We start from the raw sequence: 21,490 nt of genomic DNA, 5'->3' as shown, positions 1-21,490 counted from the left end.
GCGAGCCTGCTCGCGATAGCGGCAGATCAGGCGAAATGAATCCGTCAGTCAATCGGCGTACTGACAAACACCTCTAGTCCCTCGGCATACTTCGTGAACGCTGCGATCCGCGGAAACTGCGCCGCACTCACCTGGTCCGGCACCACCAGATTGGTGAAGCTCCAGGCCACCGCCAGCGTGATGCCGTCCTGCTCAATCGGACCGTCAGTCTTCAGCGGCTGCTTTTCCAGCTCCCGCTCCAGCGCTGAATAGGCCGCCGTCAGCTGTCCTTCGACCCGCTGCACCCAGGGTTCGAATTGAATCTCTGCCGGCCGCAGGTTGCGCTCGTAGTAAAGCTGCACGGACTTTTCGCTGGCGGCCAACGCCAGGCCGATCAGGCGCAGCGCGCGCAGGCGTTGACCCGGTTCGGCGGGCATCAGGCTTTTTTGGGTCAGGGTTTCCAGGTAGTCGATGATGAGTGTCGAGTCCATCAACACCTCACCGTCATCCAGCACCAGGGTGGGCGCCTTGACCACCGGGTTGATCTGCTGGAATTGTTCGAAGTGGCGGAACACCGAGACCGATTGATGTTCCAGCGTGATTCCCAGGCATTTGGCAGAAATGGCGGCGCGCCGTACGTAGGGCGAATCCAGCATACCGATCAGCTTCATGGTCCTTTCCTTTATATGGCCATTTCGGGAGGGACAACCTTAGCTGAGGTTCGCAGCCCTGCAAATGACAGTGAAAAATGCCCGGTCCAGGCCGTTTGTCATCTATATACAGCCGCTCGATTGAATTTCTTGCTATAAACGCACTCCGATTACCGCCTCAAAGCCTGCCGTAGAGCATTTTCAGGGCTTTGTCGGACAAATTCGCTGTCTTTTCAGTTGCTGAGGCCTCAAGTCGGCCTTAGACTGCCGCCCCTCGTAAATTGAGTGCCGGGTGGCGCTTGGAACAAACGGCGCCTTTCCGATGGCCTGCCCAGGCCTGCCGGAACGCTCCCTTATTCGCCTTAATGCACGTTTTTTTATAGAGATATCAATGACAAAGGACAAGTTGCTGGCCATGCCGGCGGATGACTACATGAATGCCGAGCAACATGCTTTTTTCTCCGAGCTGTTGCAGAACATGAAAGTCGAAACCCATGAGCGCATCGAACAGAACCGCATCGCCATCGAAAGCCTGGACACCCCGGCCGATCCGGCAGACGCGGCTTCGGTCGAAGAAGAGCGCACCTGGCTGGTGAATGCGATCGATCGCGATCAGCGCATGCTGCCTCAGTTGGAACAAGCGCTGGAACGCATCAAGGAAGACAGCTTCGGCTGGTGCGACGACAGCGGCGAGCCGATTGGCCTCAAGCGCCTGCTGATCAGCCCGACCACCAAGTACTGCATCGAAGCTCAGGAACGTCACGAGCAAATCGACAAGCACCAGCGTCAGGCCTGATTCTGTGGGGCAGCCCCGTTAATCCGGGCTGCCTTGAAAAGATCGCAGCCTGCGGCAGCTCCTACGCAATTGAAGTAGGGCGCTGTTGCAGGCTGCGATCTTTGTTTTCTGCCGTCTTCGATTTCCCAGTTCTTCTATTGATCTGCTGCAACGTTCGCGACTAAAGGCTCATGGATAATGGCTTTATGGTGGCGTTTAATGCGAAGACAACAATTAGAAGCTTTACGGGGTGACGATGATGACGCAAGACGGGTCTCTGGTTGCGGCAGTGCCCGCACCCGTGCTGTTGCCGAAAAACCGCTGGCTGACGCCAACGCTGCAAAGCATCGCCCTGATGCTGTTGTTAAGTGGCATGACACTGGGCGACGGGTCGCTCTACCTTGGCCTGCCCCTGGCCATATTGATTATCTGGCTGCCTCGTTTGCGTTCGCGCGCGACCCCACAGGCGGCTTGCCCCGACAACCCCGATGCCATCGGCGCGTTGACTCGCGATCTTTCCTGCACCACCAGCCATAACGCACTGTCGGCCGCCGGTGTGGCGTTTTCGGTTCGGCAACTGGCGGACAAACTGCAATCGCAGCTCACGTCGGCGGCACAGATCGTCAGCAATGCCGAGGTCATGATCACCACCGAACAGGCCACCTCGACCCTCAGTCGCCAGGCGCTCAGTGCCGCCAGCGAGGCTCATCAAAGCGGAGTGGTCGGGCGTACGGAGTTGATCGAGTCCATTTCGCGCATGCATCAGCTCAGCCAGCGCGCCAGCAACAGCCGTGAACTGATCGAAGCCTTGAGCCTGCGCAGCGACGATATCCAGCGAGTGACCCTGGTGATTCAATCCATCGCCAGCCAGACCAATCTGCTGGCATTGAACGCTGCGATAGAAGCGGCGCGGGCAGGGGAGCACGGTCGCGGGTTTGCAGTGGTGGCCGACGAGGTTCGCGGGCTCGCCGCACGCACGGCGACCGCCACGGGGGAGGTGGGCGAGATGGTGGCCGACATCCAGCATCGCACGGCGCAGGTGGTGGAGCAGATCCGCCAACTGTCCAGCGACCTTGACTCCGGTGTGGAGCAGGTAGAGCGGACGGGGCAACATCTGGAGAACATTGCCCGTCTCGCGGCCAGTGTCGAGTCCCAGGTCGGGAAGATCGCCCAAGGGGCAGACACCAACCGCGAACAACTCGACAGCCTGTTTCACGCCATCGAACAGATGCGCAGCGATCTGGTGGTCAGCGACCAGCAGACTCAGCGCCTGGCCCATGCGGCGGTGCAAATGGAAGGGCAAGCCGAAACCATCAGTGAGCGTCTTGCCGAAGTGGGGCTGGATGACTATCACCAGCGGATCTATGACCTGGCCCGAGACGCCGCGAGCCAGATTGCAACGTGTTTCGAAGCGGATATCGATGCCGGTCGAATCAGTCTCGACGATCTGTTCGATCGTAATTACCAGATCATCCCCAATACCAGCCCGGCCAAGTACCAGACGCGTTTCGACCGTTACACCGATCAGGTTTTGCCAGCGATTCAAGAACCGTTGTTACCGCGTCACGAAGGATTGGTGTTCGCCATCGCCTGCACCCAACAGGGTTATGTGCCGACCCATAACAAGGTGTTCAGCCAGCCGCTGACGGGGGACGCGCAGGTCGATGCCTTGCAGAACCGGACCAAACGCAAATTCGCTGACCGCACCGGGATTCGCTGCGGCAGCCATCAGAAGGCCGTGCTGCTGCAAACCTATACCCGTGATACCGGAGAGTTGATGCACGATCTTTCGGTGCCGATCATGCTCAAGGGCCGGCATTGGGGTGGTTTGCGCCTGGGTTACAAGCCGGAAAAACCGCGCTAGAAACGCCGTACTGCCGGGTGATTGTTGCAAGTTCTGCAATTAACCTGTGCAGGGTTTTGCTGTTTCCTCGCTGAAAAACTAATTAACATACCTACTAATTAGGTTGCTAATGAAGTTCGGGGGCAGCATGCAAGGCAAAGTTGATGTCGCGGTCATGATCGGCAGCGGAGTACCTGCCAGTCTTCGTTCCATGGGACGCAAGGTTTGCTGGGTAGTGTTGCTCAATGGCGAGCGCCGGGGCACGGCGTTCTCCAGTCGCGACGAAGCGGAGGAGTGCAAGGCTGCCTGGCTGGCGCAATTGAGCGCCGAAAGTCCTGGCAGCCTGCATTGAAGATGTCAGTGGGTCTGGTGCATACGCAGGTTCAGGTCGTCGACCACCCGCGCCCAGTCAGCGTCTTCGCGCAGTTGTTCCTTGAGGAAGCCGGCCTGTTGCGGTGACCAGAACTCGGCGTCGATGAGTTTCTTGTCGTCAGGCAGGGAATGGCCGGCAATGAAGTCGTCGATCGCTTTCTGGCTGGAGTCCAGGCCGAGTTGGTCGAACAGGCCTTTCAAGTCATGTGTCGGTGATTCCATCTTCATCTCCTTGCAGGTCATCGGTCGGGTCGAGGGACGAGGCGCACCCTGGATTCGAGGGCGCCGCACCGGTGGAGTTCGATCGCAATGTTCAAGTGCAACAATGAGCATAGACCGCCAACCCGACCATCAGGCTTTCAATGCGCCCGCATCGACCGCGGCCTTGAGTTCCCTGGCCGATTCCTGGGCCGCGATGGCGGCGACATCCGGGGTTTTGAACCAGCGATCCTTTTCGACCTGGTGATACGTCACGGTCTTGAGCGGTGGTTTGGCCCGCATGACAATCACGGCCTGGAACTCACCCTCGACTTCTCTGGCTTCACCCCGGATAAAAAACTCGCCGATATCAAATTCCGTCACGTTGCCGACTTCCCTTGGAAATACATTGTTGTTGTCAACGCACCCGATTTTCTGCGGATCCGTTTTATTGGGCGGGCAGTATGGCAGTAGTTGCCCGTCGACGGCTGAGATAAGTCGACGGGCAGACGAAACGTCGATGGAAGCGAGTGCGGTGGGCTAGTCAACCGTGTGATTCAAGAAACCGGGCGAGGGCACAGGCTTCGTTATGATTGGCTCGGAAACCTCTTACGCAGCCTGTAGAAATATCCTTGATGTGAAAGAAGGCAATGCCCGCCATTACCACTTGAAATCGCGGGCGGGTCGAGGCATCGGGAGCTGGTTCATGGAGGCAGAACCGTGTCGGGTGCGGGGTTGGTGCTGTTTTCGAGTCAGGCACCAAGGGATAGGCAAAGTGGGTCAGCGTGCACATATGAAGTCCTTTTCATTGTTTACCGACGTATGTACGTCGTTTTGGCTAGTCTCCAAGAGCATCGCTGCTCTAGAATCACCCTCACTGGTGGGTGAATGACGTTTATCTAAAGCAATTTTTTGCGGACGATATGTAGGAAAAGTTTTTTTCTTGATGAGATTTTTCCCCGAAGTTGATAGTCCATAATTTTCTGGCAGCAGGAAGGGTGTTTTCCTTCAACCTGTGACGAACGCCAGTCAGGACGACGTGAGTGACGTTCCAGTAGTCTTCTCAAGCTTCGTGATGAATGAGTGCACTGCTCGTTCAGGACCTCAACCCGGGTTCTTTGGCTACACCTTCGGCATTGCCGCTTTTTTGGCTGTGCGTTCATTTTTCGCGCACGGCACCATTATTCAGATGTGGGGATGTTTCCTTGGCAGTAAGTAATCTCGATATGCATGCTTTGTTCGTGCTGGGTGATTTGCGCGCAAAGCTGGTCAAGCAGTTTCAATCACGTTTCGTTTACATCACCGAACAGAACGCAGAAGGCATTTACATTGCCGAAATCGACACCGAGTCAGCCCTGGTTGTGGACGACAAGCCCGGACTCAAGCTCAAGGTCGGCGATCATTTCAGCGCGTCCGTGCTGCCCAGCCGCGAGGGCGGCAAGCTGGACATCAGGTTCCGCGACATCAAGCTGACGGTCTACGGAATAGGCGATTACGCCTTCGTGACCACGGCCGACGGTCAGGGGATCGTGTTCAAGGAAGGCCACAGCGTGGTGATGGTGTTCGCTGCCCATCAACAGTTGCAGGAAGGCCTGACCAAGACCCTCAAGGCCGTGACCGCCAAAGCGGCCAAGTGGCGCAAGGGCGAGCTGGTGACCTTCAAGGCCAGCGAGTGATGATCCTGACCCGCGCCGATTTCCACGAACAGAACCTGGCCAGTGCTCAAGACGAAGCACGGCGGCTGTTCGGGCAGAAGACCATTCTGCAGGGAGCCTGGCTGAATTGGGTGGCGTCACAGCTTTACCAACTGCAACCGGCACCCTACGCCAGCATGGTCAGACGAGAGCTGATGCGTTTGCAGGAAACCTGCGAAAACTGACCCATGCACCTCGAAAGCAGGAACCTCTACTACAGTCAATGAACTGAGTATTCAGAGGCTTCGCGGTCTGCTGCCAGGCCATCCTGCTATTGCTGCGAACAGCACGAGGTGCAAAAGCATGAACGGATTTCGACGGTTGCTGGCTGCGGTCCTGGCCACTTTCGGTTTACTGGCGACGCCCGCCCCGGTGTCTGCCGCCCAGGCGCCGATCCACTTTGCCGACCTGAACTGGGAAAGCGGCAGCCTGATTACCGATGTCCTGCGCATCATTGTCGAGAAGGGCTACGGGCTGCCGACCGATACGTTGCCGGGCACCACCATCACCCTGGAAACCGCGCTGGCCAACAATGACATCCAGGTCATTGGCGAAGAGTGGGCCGGTCGCAGCCCGGTGTGGGTCAAGGCGGAAGCCGAAGGCAAGGTCGTCAGTCTCGGCGATACGGTCAAGGGGGCTACCGAAGGCTGGTGGGTGCCGGAATATGTGATCAAGGGCGACCCGGCCAAGGGCATCAAGCCGCTGGCGCCGGACCTGCGCAGTGTCAGCGACCTGCCGCGTTACAAAGACGTGTTCAAGGATCCGGAAGCCCCGACCAAGGGGCGTTTCCTCAACAGCCCTATCGGCTGGACCTCGGAAGTGGTCAACAAGCAGAAGCTCAAGGCGTATGGGCTGGACGACAGCTACGTGAATTTCCGCAGCGGTTCGGGCGCGGCACTGGATGCGGAGATCAGTTCGTCCATTCATCGTGGCAAGCCGGTGCTGTTTTACTACTGGTCGCCCACGCCGTTGCTCGGCCGCTTCAAGCTGATTCAACTCGAAGAGCCACCGTTCGACGCCGAAGCCTGGAAGACCCTGACCGACGCCGACAACCCCAATCCCAAGCCGACCCGCTCCCTGGCCTCCAAGCTGTCGATCGGTGTGTCCACCCCCTTCCAGAAGCAATATCCGCAGATTGCCGAGTTCTTTGCCAAGGTCGACTTTCCGATCGACCCGCTGAACAAGGCACTGGCCGAAATGAGCGAGAAACATACACCGCCGCGCCAGGCGGCAGAGGCGTTCATGAAGGCCCATCCGGACGTCTGGCGGGCCTGGCTGCCCAAGGACGTGGCAGATAAAGTCTCCGCCGCCCTGTAGGCGCTGCCGCAGGTCGGGATCTTTTGATCTTTGTCATGGAAATGCAAAATCTAAACATCGCAGCCTGCGGTAGCTCCTACAATGTTCAGTTCATTTCCCTTTCAAGGATCTCTGAACCATGACCCTGGTGTTGGCTCAATCGCTGGTGACGATCTTCGCCGCGATCAGTCTGGTGCATGTGTATTGGGCGTTGGGTGGCGAGTGGGCGGCGGTGGCGGCGGTCCCGCAAGTACCGCAGGCGGGCAGCGCGCAACTGCGACCGGCGTTTAAACCGCGAGGCTGGATCACGCTGGTGGTGGCCGGGCTGTTGCTGTTGATTGCCGTGTTGGTGTGCTTGCGGGTGGGTTGGTGCCTGCCACCCTTGCATCACTGGTCGTTGCAGTGGGTGCTCAGTGCGATTGCGATTTTGCTGTTTGCCCGGGCCATTGGCGATTCGGATCTGGTGGGCTTTTTCAAAGAGGTCAAAGGTTCGAAATTTGCCCGGCTCGACACCTGGGTTTACTCGCCTTTGTGTGTGGTGCTGGGGGCGGGGTTGTTGGCGGTGGCCTGGGTCTGATCAAGCGACGTTTCTGTAGTGAAAATACTGGCCTCATCGCGAGCAAGCTCGCTCCCACAGGGATTGCGCTGAACCCTGTGGGAGCGAGCTTGCTCGCGATGAGGCAACACAAATCTTTGCTCTAACTACCGCTCTCCGTCCGCCGGCTGCTCACCTCAGCCGGCACATCATCCCCGGCCATGCGTTTGCGAAACAGCGCCGCCCGGGCCAACAGCAAGGTGGTCACCGGCACGGTAATCGCCAGCAGGATCGGAATCAGCCAGGCGTGCAATACCGGCGCGGACTTGAGCGCCGAAAAATAGATGATCGAAGCCAGCGCCACGCACCAGGTCCCGAGCGTCGAGGCCAGGGCCGGTGGGTGCATGCGCTGGAAGTAGTCCTTCATGCGCAGCAGGCCCGTGGCGCCGATCAAGGCAAACAGACTGCCGAGCACCAGCAGGATCGCCACCGGGATCTCCACCCACAACGACAATGGCGTATTCATTCGATCACCTCGCCACGCAGCAGGAATTTCGCCAGGGCGAACGAGCCGACGAAACCGAACAGGGCGATCAGCAGCGCCGCCTCGAAGTAGGTGTCACTGGCATAACGTATACCCAGCGCCAGCATCATCAGCATCGCGACGATGTACAGGTAGTCCAGCGCCAGAACCCGATCCTGGGCCGACGGCCCCTTGAACAGGCGGATCAGGGTCAGGATCATCGCCAGGGAAAAGAAGAACAGGCTCAGCAGGATCGCGTTCGACAGCAAGGGGCTCATTCGAAGATCTCCATCAGCGGACGTTCGTAGGTCGCCTTGAAGTGCTGGATGAACAGCGCCTCATCGTCCAGGTCGAAGACGTGCAACAGCAGAATGCTGCGGTCCAGCGCCAGCTCCGACCAGACCGTACCGGGCACCACCGTGGTGATCATCGACAGCGCGGCCAGGCCGTTGGCGTCACGCAAGTCCAGCGGTACCTTGATGAATTGCGAGCGAGGCGGGCGGCGACCGGCATTGAGCACGCTCCAGGCCACGGCGAGGTTGGACACCAGCACATCGCGCCCGACCACCAGGATCAAACGCAGGATTACCCAGGGACGACGGATGCGCACCGGCAGCGGACGCAGCCTGCGCATCATCAATGGCGCACAGAATCCCAGCGCGGCACCCAGCAGCAGGTTGCCGGGGCTGATCGACAGGTTCAGCAACAGCCACAGCAGCCACAGGGCCAGCGATAGCAGCGGTGCCGGAAACAGGCGCTTCATGGCTGCATCTCCTGCGGGGCCGCTACGGCCGACGGGTTCGGTACGACGCGTGTGTCGAGCACCGCCATCACGTATTGCTGCGGGTTGTACAGGGCATCGGCGGCGGCCTGGGTGTAGCGCAGCAGCGGATCGGCCTTGAAGGTCAGCGCAATGCTCAGGCCCAGCAGGGCGAAGATCGGTATGCATTCAAGGCGTCGCAACAGGGGCGATGGTCGTTCCGCAGGCGTCCAGAAACGCTGGATGCCCAGGCGCGAGAACGCGATCAGCGATGCCAGCCCAGACACGATCAACAACACCAACAGGCCCCACGCGGCGTTGGAAACCGGTGTGTCGCCGCTGTTGCCCAGGCCTAGCGGATTGAGCAGGGCGCCGATCAACCCGAGTTTGCCGATAAAGCCAGAGAGCGGCGGCATGCCGATGATCAGCAAGGCGCAGGCGATGAAGCTCAGACCGAGAAACGCCATGGTCCAGGGAATCACCTGGCCGACCACGGCTTTCTGGTCGTCGTCGAGGTTGGTGCCTTTGGGCGGATACAGGGATTCCAGTGGCCGCGGCAGCAGTTCGGCTTCATCTTCGAGCAGGACTTCGTTGGCCGAGCGCGAGCGCTCGATCAGCTCGGCCAGCAGGAACAGGGCGCTCAACGCCAGGGTCGAGCTGAACAGATAGAACAGCGCAGCGCCGACCAGGTTCGGCTGGGCGAAACCGATGGTCGACAACAGAATGCCCGCCGACACCAGGATGCTCAGGCTGACCATGCGCTCCAGGCGTTGCGCGGCGAGGATCGCAATGGCAGCGCAGACGATGGTCGCCATCCCGCCGTAGATCAGCCAGTCGCCGCCAAAGAACGCCGATGCCCCGGCCTGGGCGGAGAACAGCAGCGTCCACAGACGCAACAAGGTGTACACGCCGACCTTGGTCATGATCGCGAACATCGCCGCCACCGGCGCGCTGGCCGAGGAGTAGGCCGGCACCAGCCAGAAGTTCAGCGGCCACATGCCGGCCTTGGCCAGGAACGCGATGGCCAGGATCCCCGCGCCAGCGTGCAGCAAACCGCGATCAGCTTCGGACACCAGCGGGATTTTCACCGCCAGGTCGGCCATGTTCAGCGTGCCGGTGACCCCATAGATCAGCGCCGCGCCAATCAGGAACAGCGACGAGGCCAGCAGGTTGATCGAGACGTAATGCAGCCCCGACGACACCCGCGCCCGGCCCGAACCGTGGAGCATCAAGCCGTAGGACGCGGCCAGCAGCACCTCGAAGAACACGAACAGGTTGAACAGGTCCGCGGTGAGGAATGCGCCGTAAAGGCCCATCAACTGGATCTGGAACAGCGCGTGAAAACTCGAACCGGCACTGTCCCAGCGGGCCATGGCGAACAGCAGGGCACTGACGCCGATGATGCCGGTCAGCACCAGCATCAGCGCCGACAGGCGGTCGACCACCAACACTAGGCCGAACGGCACTTGCCAGTTGCTCGGCAGGTACACACCGATGGAGCCGGGCACGCCGGTGGTCTGTGTCCATTGCAACAACGCCACGGCAATGCCCAGCCCGAGCAGGCTGGAGAACAGATTGATCCTGGCCTTGAGCGGCCGGTGCTTCTCGCCGAGCATCAGCATGATCGCGGCGGTCAGCAGCGGCAGCAGAATGGGTGCGACGATCAGGTGAGTCATCGCCATCATTCTTTGGGCTCCCGGCCATCCACATGGTCGGTGCCGGTCAGGCCCCGGGAAGCCAACAGCACCACCAGGAACAGCGCGGTCATGGCAAAGCTGATGACGATCGCCGTCAACACCAGTGCCTGCGGCAGCGGGTCGGTGTAGTGCAACAGGTCCTGCGGCACGCCGTCCTTGATGATCGGTTCCTTGCCGATGAACAGGCTGCCCATGCTGAAGATGAACAGATTGACCCCGTAGGACAGCAGGCACAGGCCCATGACCACCTGGAACGTCCGTGGGCGCAGGATCAGCCAGACGCCGGACGCGGCCAGTACGCCGATGGCGATTGCGATGACTTCTTCCATCAGACGGCTCCTTTGGCGGCAACGGATCTGGGCTGGGCGGCGGTTTTGTGGCCGCGCACCGATTGGTGGGCGAGGGCGGTGAGGATCAACAGGGTCGAGCCGACCACCACGCCGTACACACCGATGTCGAAGAACAGCGCGCTGGCCAGGTGAATGTCACCCAGCAGCGGCAACGAGAAATGCCAGGTGTGGGTGGTCAGGAACGGATAGCCGACGACCATCGCGCCCAGGCCCGTGGTCGTGGCAATCATCAGTCCCGTGCCCATCCAGCGCAGTGGCCGCAGGCTCATTTGCGCCTCGACCCACTGCGTGCCGGCGACCATGTATTGCAGGATGAACGCCACCGACATCACCAGCCCGGCGACAAAACCGCCGCCCGGTTGATTGTGCCCGCGCATGAACAGGTAGAACGAGACCACCAGCGCCACCGGCAACAGCAGGCGCACCAGCACCGCCGGCACCATCATGAAACCGAGCGCGGTGTCGCTGGCGTGACGCGGGTTGACCAGGTCGGTCACCACATCCGGCGCGAGCAGGCGTTGCTGGGCCGGCAGTTGCAGGCTTTCTTTCGGCGGACGGAAGCGACGCAGCAGGGCGTACACGGTCAGCGCCACGGCCACCAGCACGGTGATTTCACCGAGGGTGTCGAAACCACGGAAGTCCACCAGCATCACGTTGACCACGTTGCTGCCGCCGCCTTCGGGCAAGGCGCGACTGAGATAGAACGAGGAAATATCGTTGGGGGTCTGGCGCGTCAGCATGGCGTAGGCCAGCAACGCCATGCCGACACCGACCGAGGTCGACAGCAGCAAGTCGCGGATACGCCGCACCCGCGCCCGGCGCAGGCTGCCCGGCAACGGCGAGACCTCCTCGATCCGTCGTGGCAGCCAGCGCAGGCCCAGCAGGATCAGCACCGTGGTCACCACTTCGACCGCCAGTTGGGTCAGGGCCAGGTCCGGCGCGGAAAACCAGACGAAGGTGACGCAGGTCATCAGGCCGCAGACGCTGACCATGGTCAGGGCCGCGAGACGGTGATACTTGGCCTGATAGGCCGCGCCAAGGGCGCAGGCGATGGCCAGCAACCACAAGGTGACGAAGACGATCGACCCCGGGATTTTCGGCCGGTCACCCCAGTGAAGGCTGCTGTGCAGCATGGGAATCAACCCGGCCAGCACGGCAGCAAGCACTACCAGGAACAACTGCATCTGCAGGCGCCGGGTACCAATCCGGGGCTCCAGGCGACGGGCCAAGCGCATGATGGCGACCAGTCCGTATTCGAACAGGCGCTTGCCGTCCAGGCGACCGATGACGGGCGGACGGTTGAAGTTTCCGCGCTTGAATTGATTGCGCAGCAGCAGATAGAGCACGGTGCCGCAGGACAAGGCGATCAGGCTCATGATCATCGGTGCGTTCAGGCCGTGCCAGATGGCCAGGCTGTACTCGGGCAGCGTGCCGCCGACCACCGGTTGCGCCGCCGCCGCGAGCAGCGGGCCGACTATCTGGGCCGGGAAAATTCCCACCAGCAGGCAGGTGAACACCAGCAACTCGACCGGCGCGCGCATCCAGCGTGGTGGCTCGTGGGGTGTGTGTGGCAGGTCGGTCGCGGGCGGGCCGAAAAACACATCCACGGTGAAGCGCAGGGAGTAAGCCACGCTGAAGGTACCGGCAATGGTTGCCACGATCGGCAAGCTCAGTTCGATCCAGCGCGTGGCATTGATGAAGACGGTTTCGGCGAAGAACATTTCCTTGGACAGGAAGCCATTGAGCAACGGCACGCCGGCCATCGAGGCGCTGGCGACCATGGCCAGGGTGGCGGTAAACGGCATCAGCTTGTACAGGCCGCTGAGTTTGCGGATATCGCGGGTACCGCTTTCGTGGTCGATGATGCCGGCGGCCATGAACAACGAGGCCTTGAACGTCGCATGGTTGAGGATGTGGAACACCGCGGCGACGGCGGCCAGCGGGCTGTTCAAGCCAAGCAACAGGGTGATCAGGCCCAGGTGGCTGATGGTCGAGTAGGCCAGCAATCCCTTGAGGTCGTTCTGGAACATCGCGCAATACGCCCCGAGCAACAGGGTGCAGGCGCCGGCGCCGCTGACGATGTAGAACCATTCTTCACTGCCCGAAAGCGAGGGCCATAGCCGTGCGAGCAGGAAAACCCCGGCCTTGACCATGGTCGCCGAGTGCAGGTACGCCGATACGGGCGTCGGCGCGGCCATGGCGTGGGGCAGCCAGAAATGGAAGGGGAACTGTGCGCTTTTGCTCAAGGCGCCGATCAGGATCAGGGGTAATAGAATCGGGTAGAGGGCATGGGCGCGAATCAGATCGCCGGCGGCCAGGACCTTGTCCAGGTCATAGCTGCCAACCACATGGCCGAGCAGCATGACCCCCGCCAGCAGGCACAAACCGCCCGCACCGGTCACCATCAGCGCCATGTAGGCGCCGCGCCGGGCATCGGCGCGATGGTGCCAGTAGCCAATCAACAGGAACGAGAAGAGGCTGGTCAGCTCCCAGAAAAACACGATCTGGATCAGGTTGCCGGAGATCACCAGCCCGAGCATGGCGCCCATGAAGGCCAGGAAAAACGCGAAGAATCGCGGCACCGGATCGTTCGGCGACATGTAGTAGCGCGCGTACAGCGAAACCAGGGTGCCGATGCCCAGCACCAGCATGGAGAACAGCCAGGCGAAACCGTCCATGCGCAGGACGAAGTTCAGGCCCAGGCTGGGCAGCCATGAAAACTCTTGGCGAATGACGCCGCCATCGGCGATCTGCGGGTACAGGAAGGCGACCTGAACGGTGCCGATCAGGGCGATCAGGCCAGCCAGCAGGGATTCGGCGTTACGGGCATTGTGCGGCAACACGGCCGCCAAACAGCTGCCTATGAAAGGCAGAAGCAGTAGAACTATCAGGGACATAGGCTTCTAATCTGCGGAAGTTTGTGAAGCATCATACGTGCCAGCTCCCGGATCACCAAACGCCAAGCTGTCGCAGAATCCTACACGGTAGACGGAAACGCCCTGATTCACATTGTTTCAGAGAGAGGTCGGGGAGCCAGTTCCGGCCTCTCGCGAGCAAGCTCGCTCCCACAGGGTATGAAGGTGTACACACAATCTTGTGTTCAACCCAAGACACTGTGGGAGCTAGCTTGCTCGCGATGGCGGCCTATCTGGCAATGCAAAGTTTGCGACTTATCACTGTGTTTCCCGCTCCAGCTCTTCCTCAGCCGGCGCAGCCTTAGCCTTGGTCTTCAACTCACTGACAATCACCGCCACCACAATCAACCCGGCCCCGACCAGGGCAATCGCCGGCAAGCGCTCCCCGGCAATGCGCCCGACAATCCCGGCCCATACCGGCTCACCGGCATAGATCAGCGTGGCGCGGGTCGGTGACACGCTTTTCTGCGCCCAGTTCATGGCCACCTGAATCGCCGCGCTCGCCGCCCCGAGCCCCAGCGCGCTGCACAACAGCAACCAGGAGAAGTCCGGAATCGTCTCGTTGGTCGGCACCACCATCAGGAACGACAGCACCGAAGTGACCGCCAGTTGCACCACCGTCACCCGGCGCACATCGACCTGGCCGGCATAGGTGCTGATCAGGATGATCTCGGCCGCAATGGCCACGGCGCTGATCAAGGTGGCGATTTCACCGGGGCTGAAATTGAACGACGCACCTGACGGCCCGGACAGCAGCATCAACCCGGTAAAGGCCAGCATGATGCCGATGCTCGGCATCAAACCCGGGCGCCGCCCCAGCACCAGCCATTGCAGCAACGGCACAAACGGGACGTACAGCGCGGTAATGAATGCCGATTGGCTGCTGGGAATGCTCTGCAACCCGACCGTCTGCAAGCCGTAGCCGAGCATGATCGCCACGCCGATAAACGACCCGGCCTTGAGTTCGAACAGGGTCAGGTCGCGCAGGTGACGCCAGGAAAACAGGGCGACGATGCTCGCGGCGGCGGCAAAGCGCAGGCCGACGAAAAACATCGGGCCGCTGACGGTCATCGCATGCTGTACCAGCAGGAAGGTACCGCCCCAGACCATCGTGATCAGTACCAGCACGCATTCGGCCTTGCTGAACCTTGTAAAACGGGAGGAAGCCTTTGGGGAATTCACCGACGTCATGACCTTGCACGCTACTGGAGGGGGACGCACAATGCGTCGAATGTTGCGCAGTATACTGCCCAACCCCACTCAGTGAGCAATATAGTGCACAAAGATTCTACCCAGCGGGCTTCGGTCCTCCAGCACGTCAGTCAAAACGTCCGTCGTTTACGTCATGCCGCCGACCTGAGCCAGACCGCGCTGGCCGAAAAGTCCGGTGTCAGCCGTCGAATGCTGGTGGCGATCGAGGCAGGGGAAAAGAACGTCAGCCTGACCACCCTCGACCGGGTGGCCGAAGCCCTGGACGTTGCCTTCAGTGATTTGATCCAGGCCCCCGACGCCCGCGATCCCAGCCGTATCAATGAGCTGGCCTGGACCGGCACGATCCCCGGCAGCAGGGCGGTGTTGCTTTCCAAGGCCCAGGCCAGCCGCGAAGTCGAGCAGTGGGAATGGTGCCTGCAACCGGGCGAGGTGTATCCGTCGGAGCCGGACGCCGATGGCTGGAGCGAGCAGATTTATGTCTTCGAAGGGTGCCTGACCGTTATGCTCGGCGACCAGCCACAGCATATCGCGGCGGGTGAATTCTTTATGTTTGCCAGCAACCAGCCACACTGTTATCGCAACGACGGGGTGGTAGCGGCGAAGTTTGTACGTAATGTGGTGATCTGAACAGGGAGTGCATGGATGGGCCAGACCTTGAACAATGACGCCGACATCCTGATTGTCGGTGGCGGCCTCAGTGGCGCGATGTTGGCGGCGCAGTTGATGCGTTTGCCGGGCCGGCGCCGGGTGCTGGTGATCGAGCCCCGGGCCGGGTTGGGGCGGGGTGAAGCCTATAGCGCGGTGGAACTGGGTCATACGCTCAACGGCAATGCGGCGCGGATGAGTGTTGACCCGGACAACGCCGACGACCTGACCCAATGGCTGACCGAGTACATCAAGGCGGGCGGCTGGCCGGAATCGGATCAGCAGCATGTGCCGATCAGCGAGTTGTTTCCGCCTCGGGGCGTTTTCGGCCTGTACGCCCGGCAGCGCCTGGCAGAAGCGCAGGCGGTGGGCGCCTTGGTCGGTTCGACGGTCGAGCATGTGCAGGCCGAAGTGGTCGATTTGCAAACCGATGCAGACGCCGTGCGCTTGACCTTGAGCGATGGCCGATGCTTGCAGGGCGCTTTTGCGGTGCTGGCCACCGGGATGTTTCCCGCCGCGCGCACCCCGCAAACCCGGTCCAGCGGCTTGAATGCGGCCGCTCTCGATCCGTGGGACGTGGCGGCCATGCGGCAACTCGATCCGCAATCGACGGTCATGATCATCGGCTCGGGTCTGACCATGGTCGATGCCGTGGTGTCCCTGGAACAGGCCGGGCATCGTGGGCCGATCGAAGTGTTTTCCCGCCATGGGCTGCTGCCCCATGTGCGTCGCCAGCCACCGGCCTGGGTGGATTTTCTCGCGCAGGATCAGAGCATCCGCACACCTCGCCAGTTGATGCGCGAACTGCGTCGGCACTGCCGGGACGCCATCGCCCAAGGTATCGACTGGCAGGCGCCGCTGGACACGGTGCGGGCACACATCGGCCGCTTGTGGCATCAGGGGACCGACGTGCAGCGTCGGCAGTTCGTGCGGCATGTGCGGCCGTGGTGGGAAAGCCATCATCACCGCTCGCCACCCTTGAGTGCCGAGCTGGTTGAGCGCTTGTATAAAGAAGGGCGGTTACGTATTCACGCAGCCTCTTACCAGGGCCTCGAGCCGTCGCTGAATGGCGAGGTGAGTATTCGCCTTCGACGGCGGGGCGAGGCGCAGACCTGTGTGGTCAGTGGTGTCGCCCTGATCAACTCCAGCGGTATCGAATACGACTGGCGCCGGGTCGCGCGACCGCTGCCCCGGCAACTGCTCGCCCGAGGCCTGGTCCGGCCCGGGCCGTTGGCCTTGGGCATCGCGGCAGAGGTCGATGGTGCGGTCCTGAACGCCGAGGGGCAGCCTGCCCGCCGTTTGTTTGCCATGGGTCCGCCGTTGCGCGGTATGTGGTGGGAAAGTACCGCCGTCACCGATGTGGCGAGCCAGGCCAAGGCGTTGGCCGAGCGGCTATCGATCAGGTTGGGGGTCTGAGTACATATCCGTTGCTGCGGTAACGGCTGCTTATGGTTTCGCCCTTACGGCGAGTCCCTTTTGTCAAACGACACAAAAGGAACCAAAAAGTCTCGCCCCTTACGTACGGCCCCTCGCTGAGGCTCGGGGTTCCTTCGCTCCGGCATTCCTCCGGGGGCATCGCCCTCCGGTTGGCTTCGCTGGCACCTACATGCGATGTGTTCGACTGCGTCGAACGGCGCTGCGCGCCAATCCCCGGATGAACACCTCCACTCAGCCTGCCGAGGGGGCGGGTGGATCAAGATCAAAAGCTGCAGGCGAGCTAACGCTCGGCCTGATGAGTGGTGAAGAGCGTGGTGTACGCCGCTCTGTCTTTGCTCTTCTGTGGGAGCGAGCTTGCTCGCGATGGCGGCCTGTCAGCCGACCGAAATCTTTCAGATGTACTGAGTATCTGTAGGAGCCAGCCTGCTCGCAATGGCGGCCTGCCAGCCGACCAATTTCTCAAAGATGCACACAATCCCCTGTGGGAGCGGGCTTGCCCGCGAAGAGGGCCTGCCAGCCGACCGAAATCTTTCAGATGTACTGAATACCTGTGGGAGTGAGCCTGGTCCGGGCACCGCTCCAGTGATGGCAGCCAGACCACCGCTGGATTACTCCCATCAATGCACCCGGCAAAAACCGCGGCCCCCCACCCGAGGTCGCGGTTTTCCATAGGGTTGAAGCCGGCCCCATCAACCTGCGTGGCTAATGGGGCGCGGGCTCAGTTGGCGATCACCGGCACCGTGCGCACGGAGCCTTGGGACGAGGTGATCGTGGCGGTCGGGTTCGCCGACGGAACGACCGTGGTGGTGTTGTTCACGGTCAACCGCCAGCGTCCATTCGCCGGTACGGCGGTGGTGCCCAGGGTGACCAGCCCGGTCGGAGTGGTGACCTTGATGGTGATGGTGTTGCCGGTGGTCACCGATGAGGTGCCGGCAAAGTCCCAGGTGAAGCGGTTGTTGGAGCGGGCTCTCACCGTTGCGGTGGTCACGGCGAAGGTTTCCGCAGCAGGCCGTGGCGAGACCTGCACCGTGACTGTGGCTGGTGACGTCGATTGGGCGCCGAAGCTGTCCCGGACAAAGTAGGTGAAGGTCGTGGTGAAGGCCGTGGTGACGGTGGCCGGTGGGGTGTAGGTGAGCACCGTGCCGTTTCTGCTGACGGTGCCGCGACCTGCCAGCGGTTGAGTGAAGTCGGCGACGGCTAACGGCACATTGCCTTCAGGATCGGTGTCGTTGGCCAGCACGTTGATTGGAATCGCCACACCCAGTGTCGTGACGGCATCGGCGACGGCCACCGGAGGCCGGTTAGGCGACACGGTCATGCTCACGGTTGCCGCTGTCGTCGAGGCCAGGCCTTTGACGTCCTGGGCCTTGTAAGTGAAGGTCGTGGTCAACGGCGCGTTGACGACAGCAGGAGGGGTGTAGACCACCGCCGTAGTGCCGCTCAATGCCACCGTGCCCTGGCTGGCGGTCGGTTGGGTCAGCGCGGTAATGCTCAGCGGCGTATTGCCGTCCGGGTCCCTGTCGTTGGCCAGCAGGTTGAGGGTGATCGGCACGCCGAAGCTGGTGCTGCCGGTATCGGCGACGGAGATCGGTGCCTGGTTCGCGCCGGTGTCCGGTGCAGTGCCGACGACTACGACCGGCTCGATGTCACTGCCGCCGGCAGCGGATTTGACCGTTACGGTTGCAGGGGGTTGGGTCAAGTCAGCCACCGTCAGGCGTTGCAGGATTCCGGTTTTCGACAGCCGCCCGTAACCTTGGGCGACCATGTCCGGTACCACCACTTCGTCTGTGGAAGTGGCCTCGATCAGCAGGCTGTGATTGCTCCAGCTGTAACGGGCGGTCTGGATTTTCACCACGTCCGAGAGCTTGCTCGACACCGCAGTCGGGCGGGTGGTCCCGGCGGGGTTGCTGGCGGTAACCACCACGACCGGCGGCACCGTTGCGTTGGCCAGCAGATTCTGGGCGAAGAACACGCCGTTGTTATCGCTCACCATGTTGGTCTGGCAAGGTGACACAGGCGGGCCAGGGACCAGGGCGATGCTTTCGCGAAAGCACAGGGTCGAACCGTTGGCGGCTTTGGCAAACACTTCGACCCGGGTGGTGTTGCCGCCCGTGCCGGCTATGCGGCGGTAAGTGGCACGGGTCATGTCCACCGCAGTCTGCGCGCGGTTGTCGAGCACCTTGCCGGACAGGGTGAAGAGGTTGGTCTGGATGGTCCCGGCCGGACCCTGGATGCGCACGAAGTTGGTGTTGTTGGGGCTGCCGGTCACGGCTTCGGTGAGGTTGGGGTCGCCGACGAAGGTTTCGATGGCGCCGGTGTCCGGGTTCACCTCGGTGTAGGGACCGTTGACGCTGCGCAGGAACGGCCCGATCGCACCGTTGACCGCACCGCTGAAAACCCCCGGCGCACCGATGCCGACGTCCCTGGTGATGTTGATCGCCCGGCGCCCGGTGGTGGTGACGTTGACCGTTTCCACGCCATAGGGGTGGGTGATGGTGTAGGTCCCGGCAACGGGAATGTTCACCCGCAGACGAATCCGCGCGAAGCTGATCTGGTCGCCATCGAGCGGGTTGCCACCGGCAAATGCAGCCTCGATCCCGGCGACATAGACGTCCATGCCATAGCCGGCGGTGTTGTTGGGGATGCTGGTCTCGGCAAGGAACCAGAAGGCTTCGTCTGGCCAGTTATCCGGGAACACCATTGGCAGGGTGTCGTCGAAAATGCCCGGTGTCGGCAGCAGGGTACACATGTAGGCCGGTGGCACGCTGGCTGCCACCCGCGAACTGGCGGCGCGGGACTGGCACAGCTCCATCGACAGTTGATTGTTGTCCTGATACCAGATCGGGAATTTCCCGGTGGCAAAGGTGTAAGGACCGGGATCGACGGCGGCGAGTTGCGCGAAAGCACTGCCGGTCAGCGATAGAGTCAGTCCCAGGGCGTTGAGCGCCAGGCGTGGCCATTTGTTCATGATGCCTCCTGATGAGGATCCGGGCATGTGGGCGTTCATTGCACGATGACCACTTCTTCGGTATCGCTGCCGCCATTGGAGGACGACACACGAACCTGGGCTGGCGGAATCGGCGAGATGCCGGTGGCCAGGCTTTTCACGGCGCCGTCACCACTCAGGGCGCCGATGGCGATACCGGTGCCGGAGGTGGCGGTGAGCACCGGTGGCGACGTTTCATCGCTGGTCGAAGCCACGATGGTGATTTGCCCGGTGCTCAGGCTGTACTCGGCGCGTGAGATCGTCACCAGGTCGGTCAACGGCATGGGCAATATGGTCGGCGCGCTGCTGGCGATGGCCAGGTGGTTGTCGGCGGTTACCTGCAAGGTGCTCGGCAACGTCGGATTGTTCGGCGACTGTGCATACCAGTGGCCGGTGGTATTGGCTTCGGTGAAGTTCAGCAGCGGATTGTTGCTGTCCAGGGTCACGGTGGCGGGTGGCGGCGGGGCCATCACGAATACGTCCTGCTGGGCCACCGGGGCGCTGGTGCCGGCCTGTCGCGAGTAGGTGCTGCGCTCGGCGATCACCGGGGTCGGACGGACCACCGACGACAACTTGCCGGATACGGCGAAGAGGTTGGTGCGCAAGTCCAGGCCGTTGGGGCCCTCGATGCGCACGTAGTTGGTGTTGAACGGGCTGCCGGTGACGGCTTCGGTGAGGTTCGGATCGCCGACGAATTGTTCGGCCTGGCCCGTGCTCGGGTTGGTCTCGGTGTAGGGGCCATTGACGCTGCGCAGGAACGGCCCGACGTCGCCCTTGAGCGCGCCGTTGTAGGTTTTTGGCGCGCCGATGCCAATGTCCCGGGTCATGTTGATCGCCCGACGGCCGGGGGTCTCGACGTTGAACACTTCGACGCCGTAAGGGTGGGTGATGACATAAGTGCCGGCGGTGGCCACGTCGATGCGAACACGGATACGGGCGAAGCTGATCTGGTCGCCCTCCAGTGGATCCCCGCCACTGAAGGCTGCTTCGAGCGCCGAGACATAGGTCAGGTCGATGCCTCGGGCGGCATCGACGATGGTTGTTTCGCCTGTTGCCCAGAACGCTTCGTCGGGGAAATTGGTCGGGAAGACCAACGGTTGCGTGTCATCGAAAATGCCGGGATTAGGGATCAGCGAGCACATGTAAGTCGGGGCGCCCGGCGCGCTGGCAACCCTGGAACTGACAGCCTTTGATAAACACAGGTCAAGGGTTCGGCCGTGGCTGTCTTGATACCAGGCGGCGAAATTGCCATTGGCTGGCAGGTAGGGGCCGGGGTCTACGGAAAACAGCGCGGCCTGGGCAATACCTTGGGCTAGAGCAGTCACAACCAGGGCGGACGCGGTTTTGCACAGTAACGGGTGCATGAGTGTTCCCTCTGTCGAAGTACCTGCCCCTTGGGTTGGGCCAGTTGGCAGGGCATTCGGCAACTTCCATACCAATCGGCGAAAACGCCCGTGAGACGCCCGCAGTAAAGGTGTTGGCGCGGTCGCAGGCGGCAGGCCGGGAAGTTATGGCACGGGCAGCTATCCCCGACTTTGGGGGTGACGGGGCCGCGGGGCGGGTGGGGTATCGCAGTCCCCAGGCTCGGCCAAACGGCCATGGCTGGGCTATAAACCTATAGGG

Annotated in this window: 22 protein-coding genes; 9 read left to right on the top strand and 13 right to left on the bottom strand. The window is 61.6% G+C overall.

The window, feature by feature from the left end; genetic code table 11:
- Window positions 1-44: 44 nt before the first annotated feature.
- Window positions 45-650 carry a glutathione S-transferase gene (locus tag AC1RDQ_RS01450; RefSeq protein WP_492586013.1) on the bottom strand — a complete coding sequence of 202 codons (606 nt, stop codon included), beginning with the start codon at window positions 648-650 and terminating at the stop codon, window positions 45-47.
- Between the two features lie 370 nt (window positions 651-1,020).
- On the opposite strand from AC1RDQ_RS01450, the gene AC1RDQ_RS01445 reads away from it, so the two are divergent.
- From AC1RDQ_RS01445 to AC1RDQ_RS01435, 3 genes are all read left to right on the top strand, one after another.
- Window positions 1,021-1,425, top strand: a complete 405-nt coding sequence (locus AC1RDQ_RS01445) for a TraR/DksA family transcriptional regulator (RefSeq protein WP_007935965.1) — start codon at window positions 1,021-1,023, stop codon at window positions 1,423-1,425.
- 235 nt (window positions 1,426-1,660) lie between these two features.
- A complete protein-coding gene (locus AC1RDQ_RS01440) occupies window positions 1,661-3,268 on the top strand; it encodes a methyl-accepting chemotaxis protein (RefSeq protein WP_492586011.1) in 1,608 nt (535 codons plus the stop codon).
- A gap of 127 nt (window positions 3,269-3,395) precedes the next feature.
- Window positions 3,396-3,599 (top strand): hypothetical protein, encoded by a 204-nt coding sequence (locus AC1RDQ_RS01435; protein ID WP_150815150.1) that lies wholly within the window; start codon window positions 3,396-3,398, stop codon window positions 3,597-3,599.
- Between the two features lie 5 nt (window positions 3,600-3,604).
- On the opposite strand, the gene AC1RDQ_RS01430 is transcribed toward AC1RDQ_RS01435, so the two are convergent.
- The 3 genes from AC1RDQ_RS01430 to AC1RDQ_RS01420 form a co-directional block, all read right to left on the bottom strand.
- Entirely contained in the window at window positions 3,605-3,841 is a 237-nt protein-coding gene (locus AC1RDQ_RS01430) for a DUF2789 domain-containing protein (RefSeq protein ID WP_007973758.1), read from the bottom strand.
- Between the two features lie 129 nt (window positions 3,842-3,970).
- Window positions 3,971-4,201, bottom strand: a complete 231-nt coding sequence (locus AC1RDQ_RS01425) for a hypothetical protein (RefSeq protein WP_007973761.1) — start codon at window positions 4,199-4,201, stop codon at window positions 3,971-3,973.
- 160 nt (window positions 4,202-4,361) lie between these two features.
- Entirely contained in the window at window positions 4,362-4,610 is a 249-nt protein-coding gene (locus AC1RDQ_RS01420; RefSeq protein ID WP_090456444.1) for a hypothetical protein, read from the bottom strand.
- A 433-nt stretch (window positions 4,611-5,043) separates the two neighbouring features.
- On the opposite strand from AC1RDQ_RS01420, the gene AC1RDQ_RS01415 reads away from it, so the two are divergent.
- The 4 genes from AC1RDQ_RS01415 to AC1RDQ_RS01400 all read left to right on the top strand — a co-directional run bounded on the left by AC1RDQ_RS01415 (window position 5,044) and on the right by AC1RDQ_RS01400 (window position 7,384).
- Window positions 5,044-5,493 carry a hypothetical protein gene (locus AC1RDQ_RS01415; RefSeq protein ID WP_172435400.1) on the top strand — a complete coding sequence of 150 codons (450 nt, stop codon included), beginning with the start codon at window positions 5,044-5,046 and terminating at the stop codon, window positions 5,491-5,493.
- Entirely contained in the window at window positions 5,493-5,696 is a 204-nt protein-coding gene (locus AC1RDQ_RS01410; protein ID WP_349736971.1) for a hypothetical protein, read from the top strand. The genes AC1RDQ_RS01415 and AC1RDQ_RS01410 overlap by 1 nt, the downstream gene beginning before the upstream one ends.
- 118 nt (window positions 5,697-5,814) lie before the next feature.
- Window positions 5,815-6,828 (top strand): ABC transporter substrate-binding protein, encoded by a 1,014-nt coding sequence (locus AC1RDQ_RS01405; RefSeq protein WP_090456440.1) that lies wholly within the window; start codon window positions 5,815-5,817, stop codon window positions 6,826-6,828.
- Between the two features lie 118 nt (window positions 6,829-6,946).
- Entirely contained in the window at window positions 6,947-7,384 is a 438-nt protein-coding gene (locus AC1RDQ_RS01400; protein WP_090456439.1) for a DUF3995 domain-containing protein, read from the top strand.
- Window positions 7,385-7,505: 121 nt separating this feature from the next.
- Here AC1RDQ_RS01400 and AC1RDQ_RS01395 read toward each other — a convergent pair whose 3' ends face one another.
- The 7 genes from AC1RDQ_RS01395 to AC1RDQ_RS01365 form a co-directional block, all read right to left on the bottom strand.
- Window positions 7,506-7,868, bottom strand: coding sequence for a Na+/H+ antiporter subunit G (locus AC1RDQ_RS01395; protein WP_090456437.1), 363 nt, complete (start codon window positions 7,866-7,868; stop codon window positions 7,506-7,508).
- A complete protein-coding gene (locus AC1RDQ_RS01390; protein WP_007986253.1) occupies window positions 7,865-8,143 on the bottom strand; it encodes a K+/H+ antiporter subunit F in 279 nt (92 codons plus the stop codon). Before AC1RDQ_RS01390 ends, AC1RDQ_RS01395 begins: the two co-directional genes overlap by 4 nt.
- Entirely contained in the window at window positions 8,140-8,628 is a 489-nt protein-coding gene (locus AC1RDQ_RS01385) for a Na+/H+ antiporter subunit E (RefSeq protein WP_154910597.1), read from the bottom strand. Before AC1RDQ_RS01385 ends, AC1RDQ_RS01390 begins: the two co-directional genes overlap by 4 nt.
- The gene (locus AC1RDQ_RS01380; protein WP_492586009.1) at window positions 8,625-10,310 is read right to left on the bottom strand and encodes a monovalent cation/H+ antiporter subunit D; all 1,686 of its coding nucleotides are present in this window, start codon (window positions 10,308-10,310) and stop codon (window positions 8,625-8,627) included. Before AC1RDQ_RS01380 ends, AC1RDQ_RS01385 begins: the two co-directional genes overlap by 4 nt.
- Window positions 10,307-10,651, bottom strand: a complete 345-nt coding sequence (locus AC1RDQ_RS01375) for a Na+/H+ antiporter subunit C (protein WP_007986256.1) — start codon at window positions 10,649-10,651, stop codon at window positions 10,307-10,309. The genes AC1RDQ_RS01380 and AC1RDQ_RS01375 overlap by 4 nt, the downstream gene beginning before the upstream one ends.
- Entirely contained in the window at window positions 10,651-13,569 is a 2,919-nt protein-coding gene (locus AC1RDQ_RS01370; protein ID WP_492586007.1) for a monovalent cation/H+ antiporter subunit A, read from the bottom strand. Before AC1RDQ_RS01370 ends, AC1RDQ_RS01375 begins: the two co-directional genes overlap by 1 nt.
- A 276-nt stretch (window positions 13,570-13,845) precedes the next feature.
- Window positions 13,846-14,778, bottom strand: a complete 933-nt coding sequence (locus tag AC1RDQ_RS01365; protein WP_492586005.1) for a DMT family transporter — start codon at window positions 14,776-14,778, stop codon at window positions 13,846-13,848.
- Between the two features lie 84 nt (window positions 14,779-14,862).
- On the opposite strand from AC1RDQ_RS01365, the gene AC1RDQ_RS01360 reads away from it, so the two are divergent.
- A complete protein-coding gene (locus AC1RDQ_RS01360) occupies window positions 14,863-15,426 on the top strand; it encodes a helix-turn-helix domain-containing protein (protein WP_090456428.1) in 564 nt (187 codons plus the stop codon).
- Between the two features lie 15 nt (window positions 15,427-15,441).
- Window positions 15,442-16,860, top strand: coding sequence for an FAD/NAD(P)-binding protein (locus AC1RDQ_RS01355; protein ID WP_492586003.1), 1,419 nt, complete (start codon window positions 15,442-15,444; stop codon window positions 16,858-16,860).
- A 739-nt stretch (window positions 16,861-17,599) separates the two neighbouring features.
- Here the strand turns inward: AC1RDQ_RS01355 and AC1RDQ_RS01350 are convergent.
- Window positions 17,600-19,849, bottom strand: coding sequence for an Ig-like domain-containing protein (locus AC1RDQ_RS01350; protein ID WP_492586001.1), 2,250 nt, complete (start codon window positions 19,847-19,849; stop codon window positions 17,600-17,602).
- Window positions 19,850-19,884: 35 nt separating this feature from the next.
- On the bottom strand, window positions 19,885-21,231 hold the full coding sequence (locus AC1RDQ_RS01345; RefSeq protein WP_492585999.1) for a hypothetical protein: 1,347 nt from the start codon (window positions 21,229-21,231) through the stop codon (window positions 19,885-19,887).
- Between the last annotated feature and the right edge of the window lie 259 nt (window positions 21,232-21,490).

Source organism: Pseudomonas sp. GW823-FHT02E01 (assembly GCF_058797535.1).
Note: the sequence above shows the minus strand (reverse complement) of the source record. Positions and strands in the feature narration are given on the sequence as shown.

What these genes read in the sequence shown, in the direction of transcription:
- AC1RDQ_RS01450 (WP_492586013.1), bottom strand. Translation starts at nt 650, where the DNA reads ATGAAGCTGATCGGTATGCTGGATTCGCCCTACGTACGGCGCGCCGCC.
- AC1RDQ_RS01445 (WP_007935965.1), top strand. Translation starts at nt 1,021, where the DNA reads ATGACAAAGGACAAGTTGCTGGCCATGCCGGCGGATGACTACATGAAT.
- AC1RDQ_RS01440 (WP_492586011.1), top strand. Translation starts at nt 1,661, where the DNA reads ATGATGACGCAAGACGGGTCTCTGGTTGCGGCAGTGCCCGCACCCGTG.
- AC1RDQ_RS01435 (WP_150815150.1), top strand. Translation starts at nt 3,396, where the DNA reads ATGCAAGGCAAAGTTGATGTCGCGGTCATGATCGGCAGCGGAGTACCT.
- AC1RDQ_RS01430 (WP_007973758.1), bottom strand. Translation starts at nt 3,841, where the DNA reads ATGGAATCACCGACACATGACTTGAAAGGCCTGTTCGACCAACTCGGC.
- AC1RDQ_RS01420 (WP_090456444.1), bottom strand. Translation starts at nt 4,610, where the DNA reads ATGTGCACGCTGACCCACTTTGCCTATCCCTTGGTGCCTGACTCGAAA.
- AC1RDQ_RS01415 (WP_172435400.1), top strand. Translation starts at nt 5,044, where the DNA reads ATGCATGCTTTGTTCGTGCTGGGTGATTTGCGCGCAAAGCTGGTCAAG.
- AC1RDQ_RS01410 (WP_349736971.1), top strand. Translation starts at nt 5,493, where the DNA reads ATGATCCTGACCCGCGCCGATTTCCACGAACAGAACCTGGCCAGTGCT.
- AC1RDQ_RS01405 (WP_090456440.1), top strand. Translation starts at nt 5,815, where the DNA reads ATGAACGGATTTCGACGGTTGCTGGCTGCGGTCCTGGCCACTTTCGGT.
- AC1RDQ_RS01400 (WP_090456439.1), top strand. Translation starts at nt 6,947, where the DNA reads ATGACCCTGGTGTTGGCTCAATCGCTGGTGACGATCTTCGCCGCGATC.
- AC1RDQ_RS01395 (WP_090456437.1), bottom strand. Translation starts at nt 7,868, where the DNA reads ATGAATACGCCATTGTCGTTGTGGGTGGAGATCCCGGTGGCGATCCTG.
- AC1RDQ_RS01390 (WP_007986253.1), bottom strand. Translation starts at nt 8,143, where the DNA reads ATGAGCCCCTTGCTGTCGAACGCGATCCTGCTGAGCCTGTTCTTCTTT.
- AC1RDQ_RS01385 (WP_154910597.1), bottom strand. Translation starts at nt 8,628, where the DNA reads ATGAAGCGCCTGTTTCCGGCACCGCTGCTATCGCTGGCCCTGTGGCTG.
- AC1RDQ_RS01380 (WP_492586009.1), bottom strand. Translation starts at nt 10,310, where the DNA reads ATGATGGCGATGACTCACCTGATCGTCGCACCCATTCTGCTGCCGCTG.
- AC1RDQ_RS01375 (WP_007986256.1), bottom strand. Translation starts at nt 10,651, where the DNA reads ATGGAAGAAGTCATCGCAATCGCCATCGGCGTACTGGCCGCGTCCGGC.
- AC1RDQ_RS01370 (WP_492586007.1), bottom strand. Translation starts at nt 13,569, where the DNA reads ATGTCCCTGATAGTTCTACTGCTTCTGCCTTTCATAGGCAGCTGTTTG.
- AC1RDQ_RS01365 (WP_492586005.1), bottom strand. Translation starts at nt 14,778, where the DNA reads ATGACGTCGGTGAATTCCCCAAAGGCTTCCTCCCGTTTTACAAGGTTC.
- AC1RDQ_RS01355 (WP_492586003.1), top strand. Translation starts at nt 15,442, where the DNA reads ATGGGCCAGACCTTGAACAATGACGCCGACATCCTGATTGTCGGTGGC.
- AC1RDQ_RS01350 (WP_492586001.1), bottom strand. Translation starts at nt 19,849, where the DNA reads ATGAACAAATGGCCACGCCTGGCGCTCAACGCCCTGGGACTGACTCTA.
- AC1RDQ_RS01345 (WP_492585999.1), bottom strand. Translation starts at nt 21,231, where the DNA reads ATGCACCCGTTACTGTGCAAAACCGCGTCCGCCCTGGTTGTGACTGCT.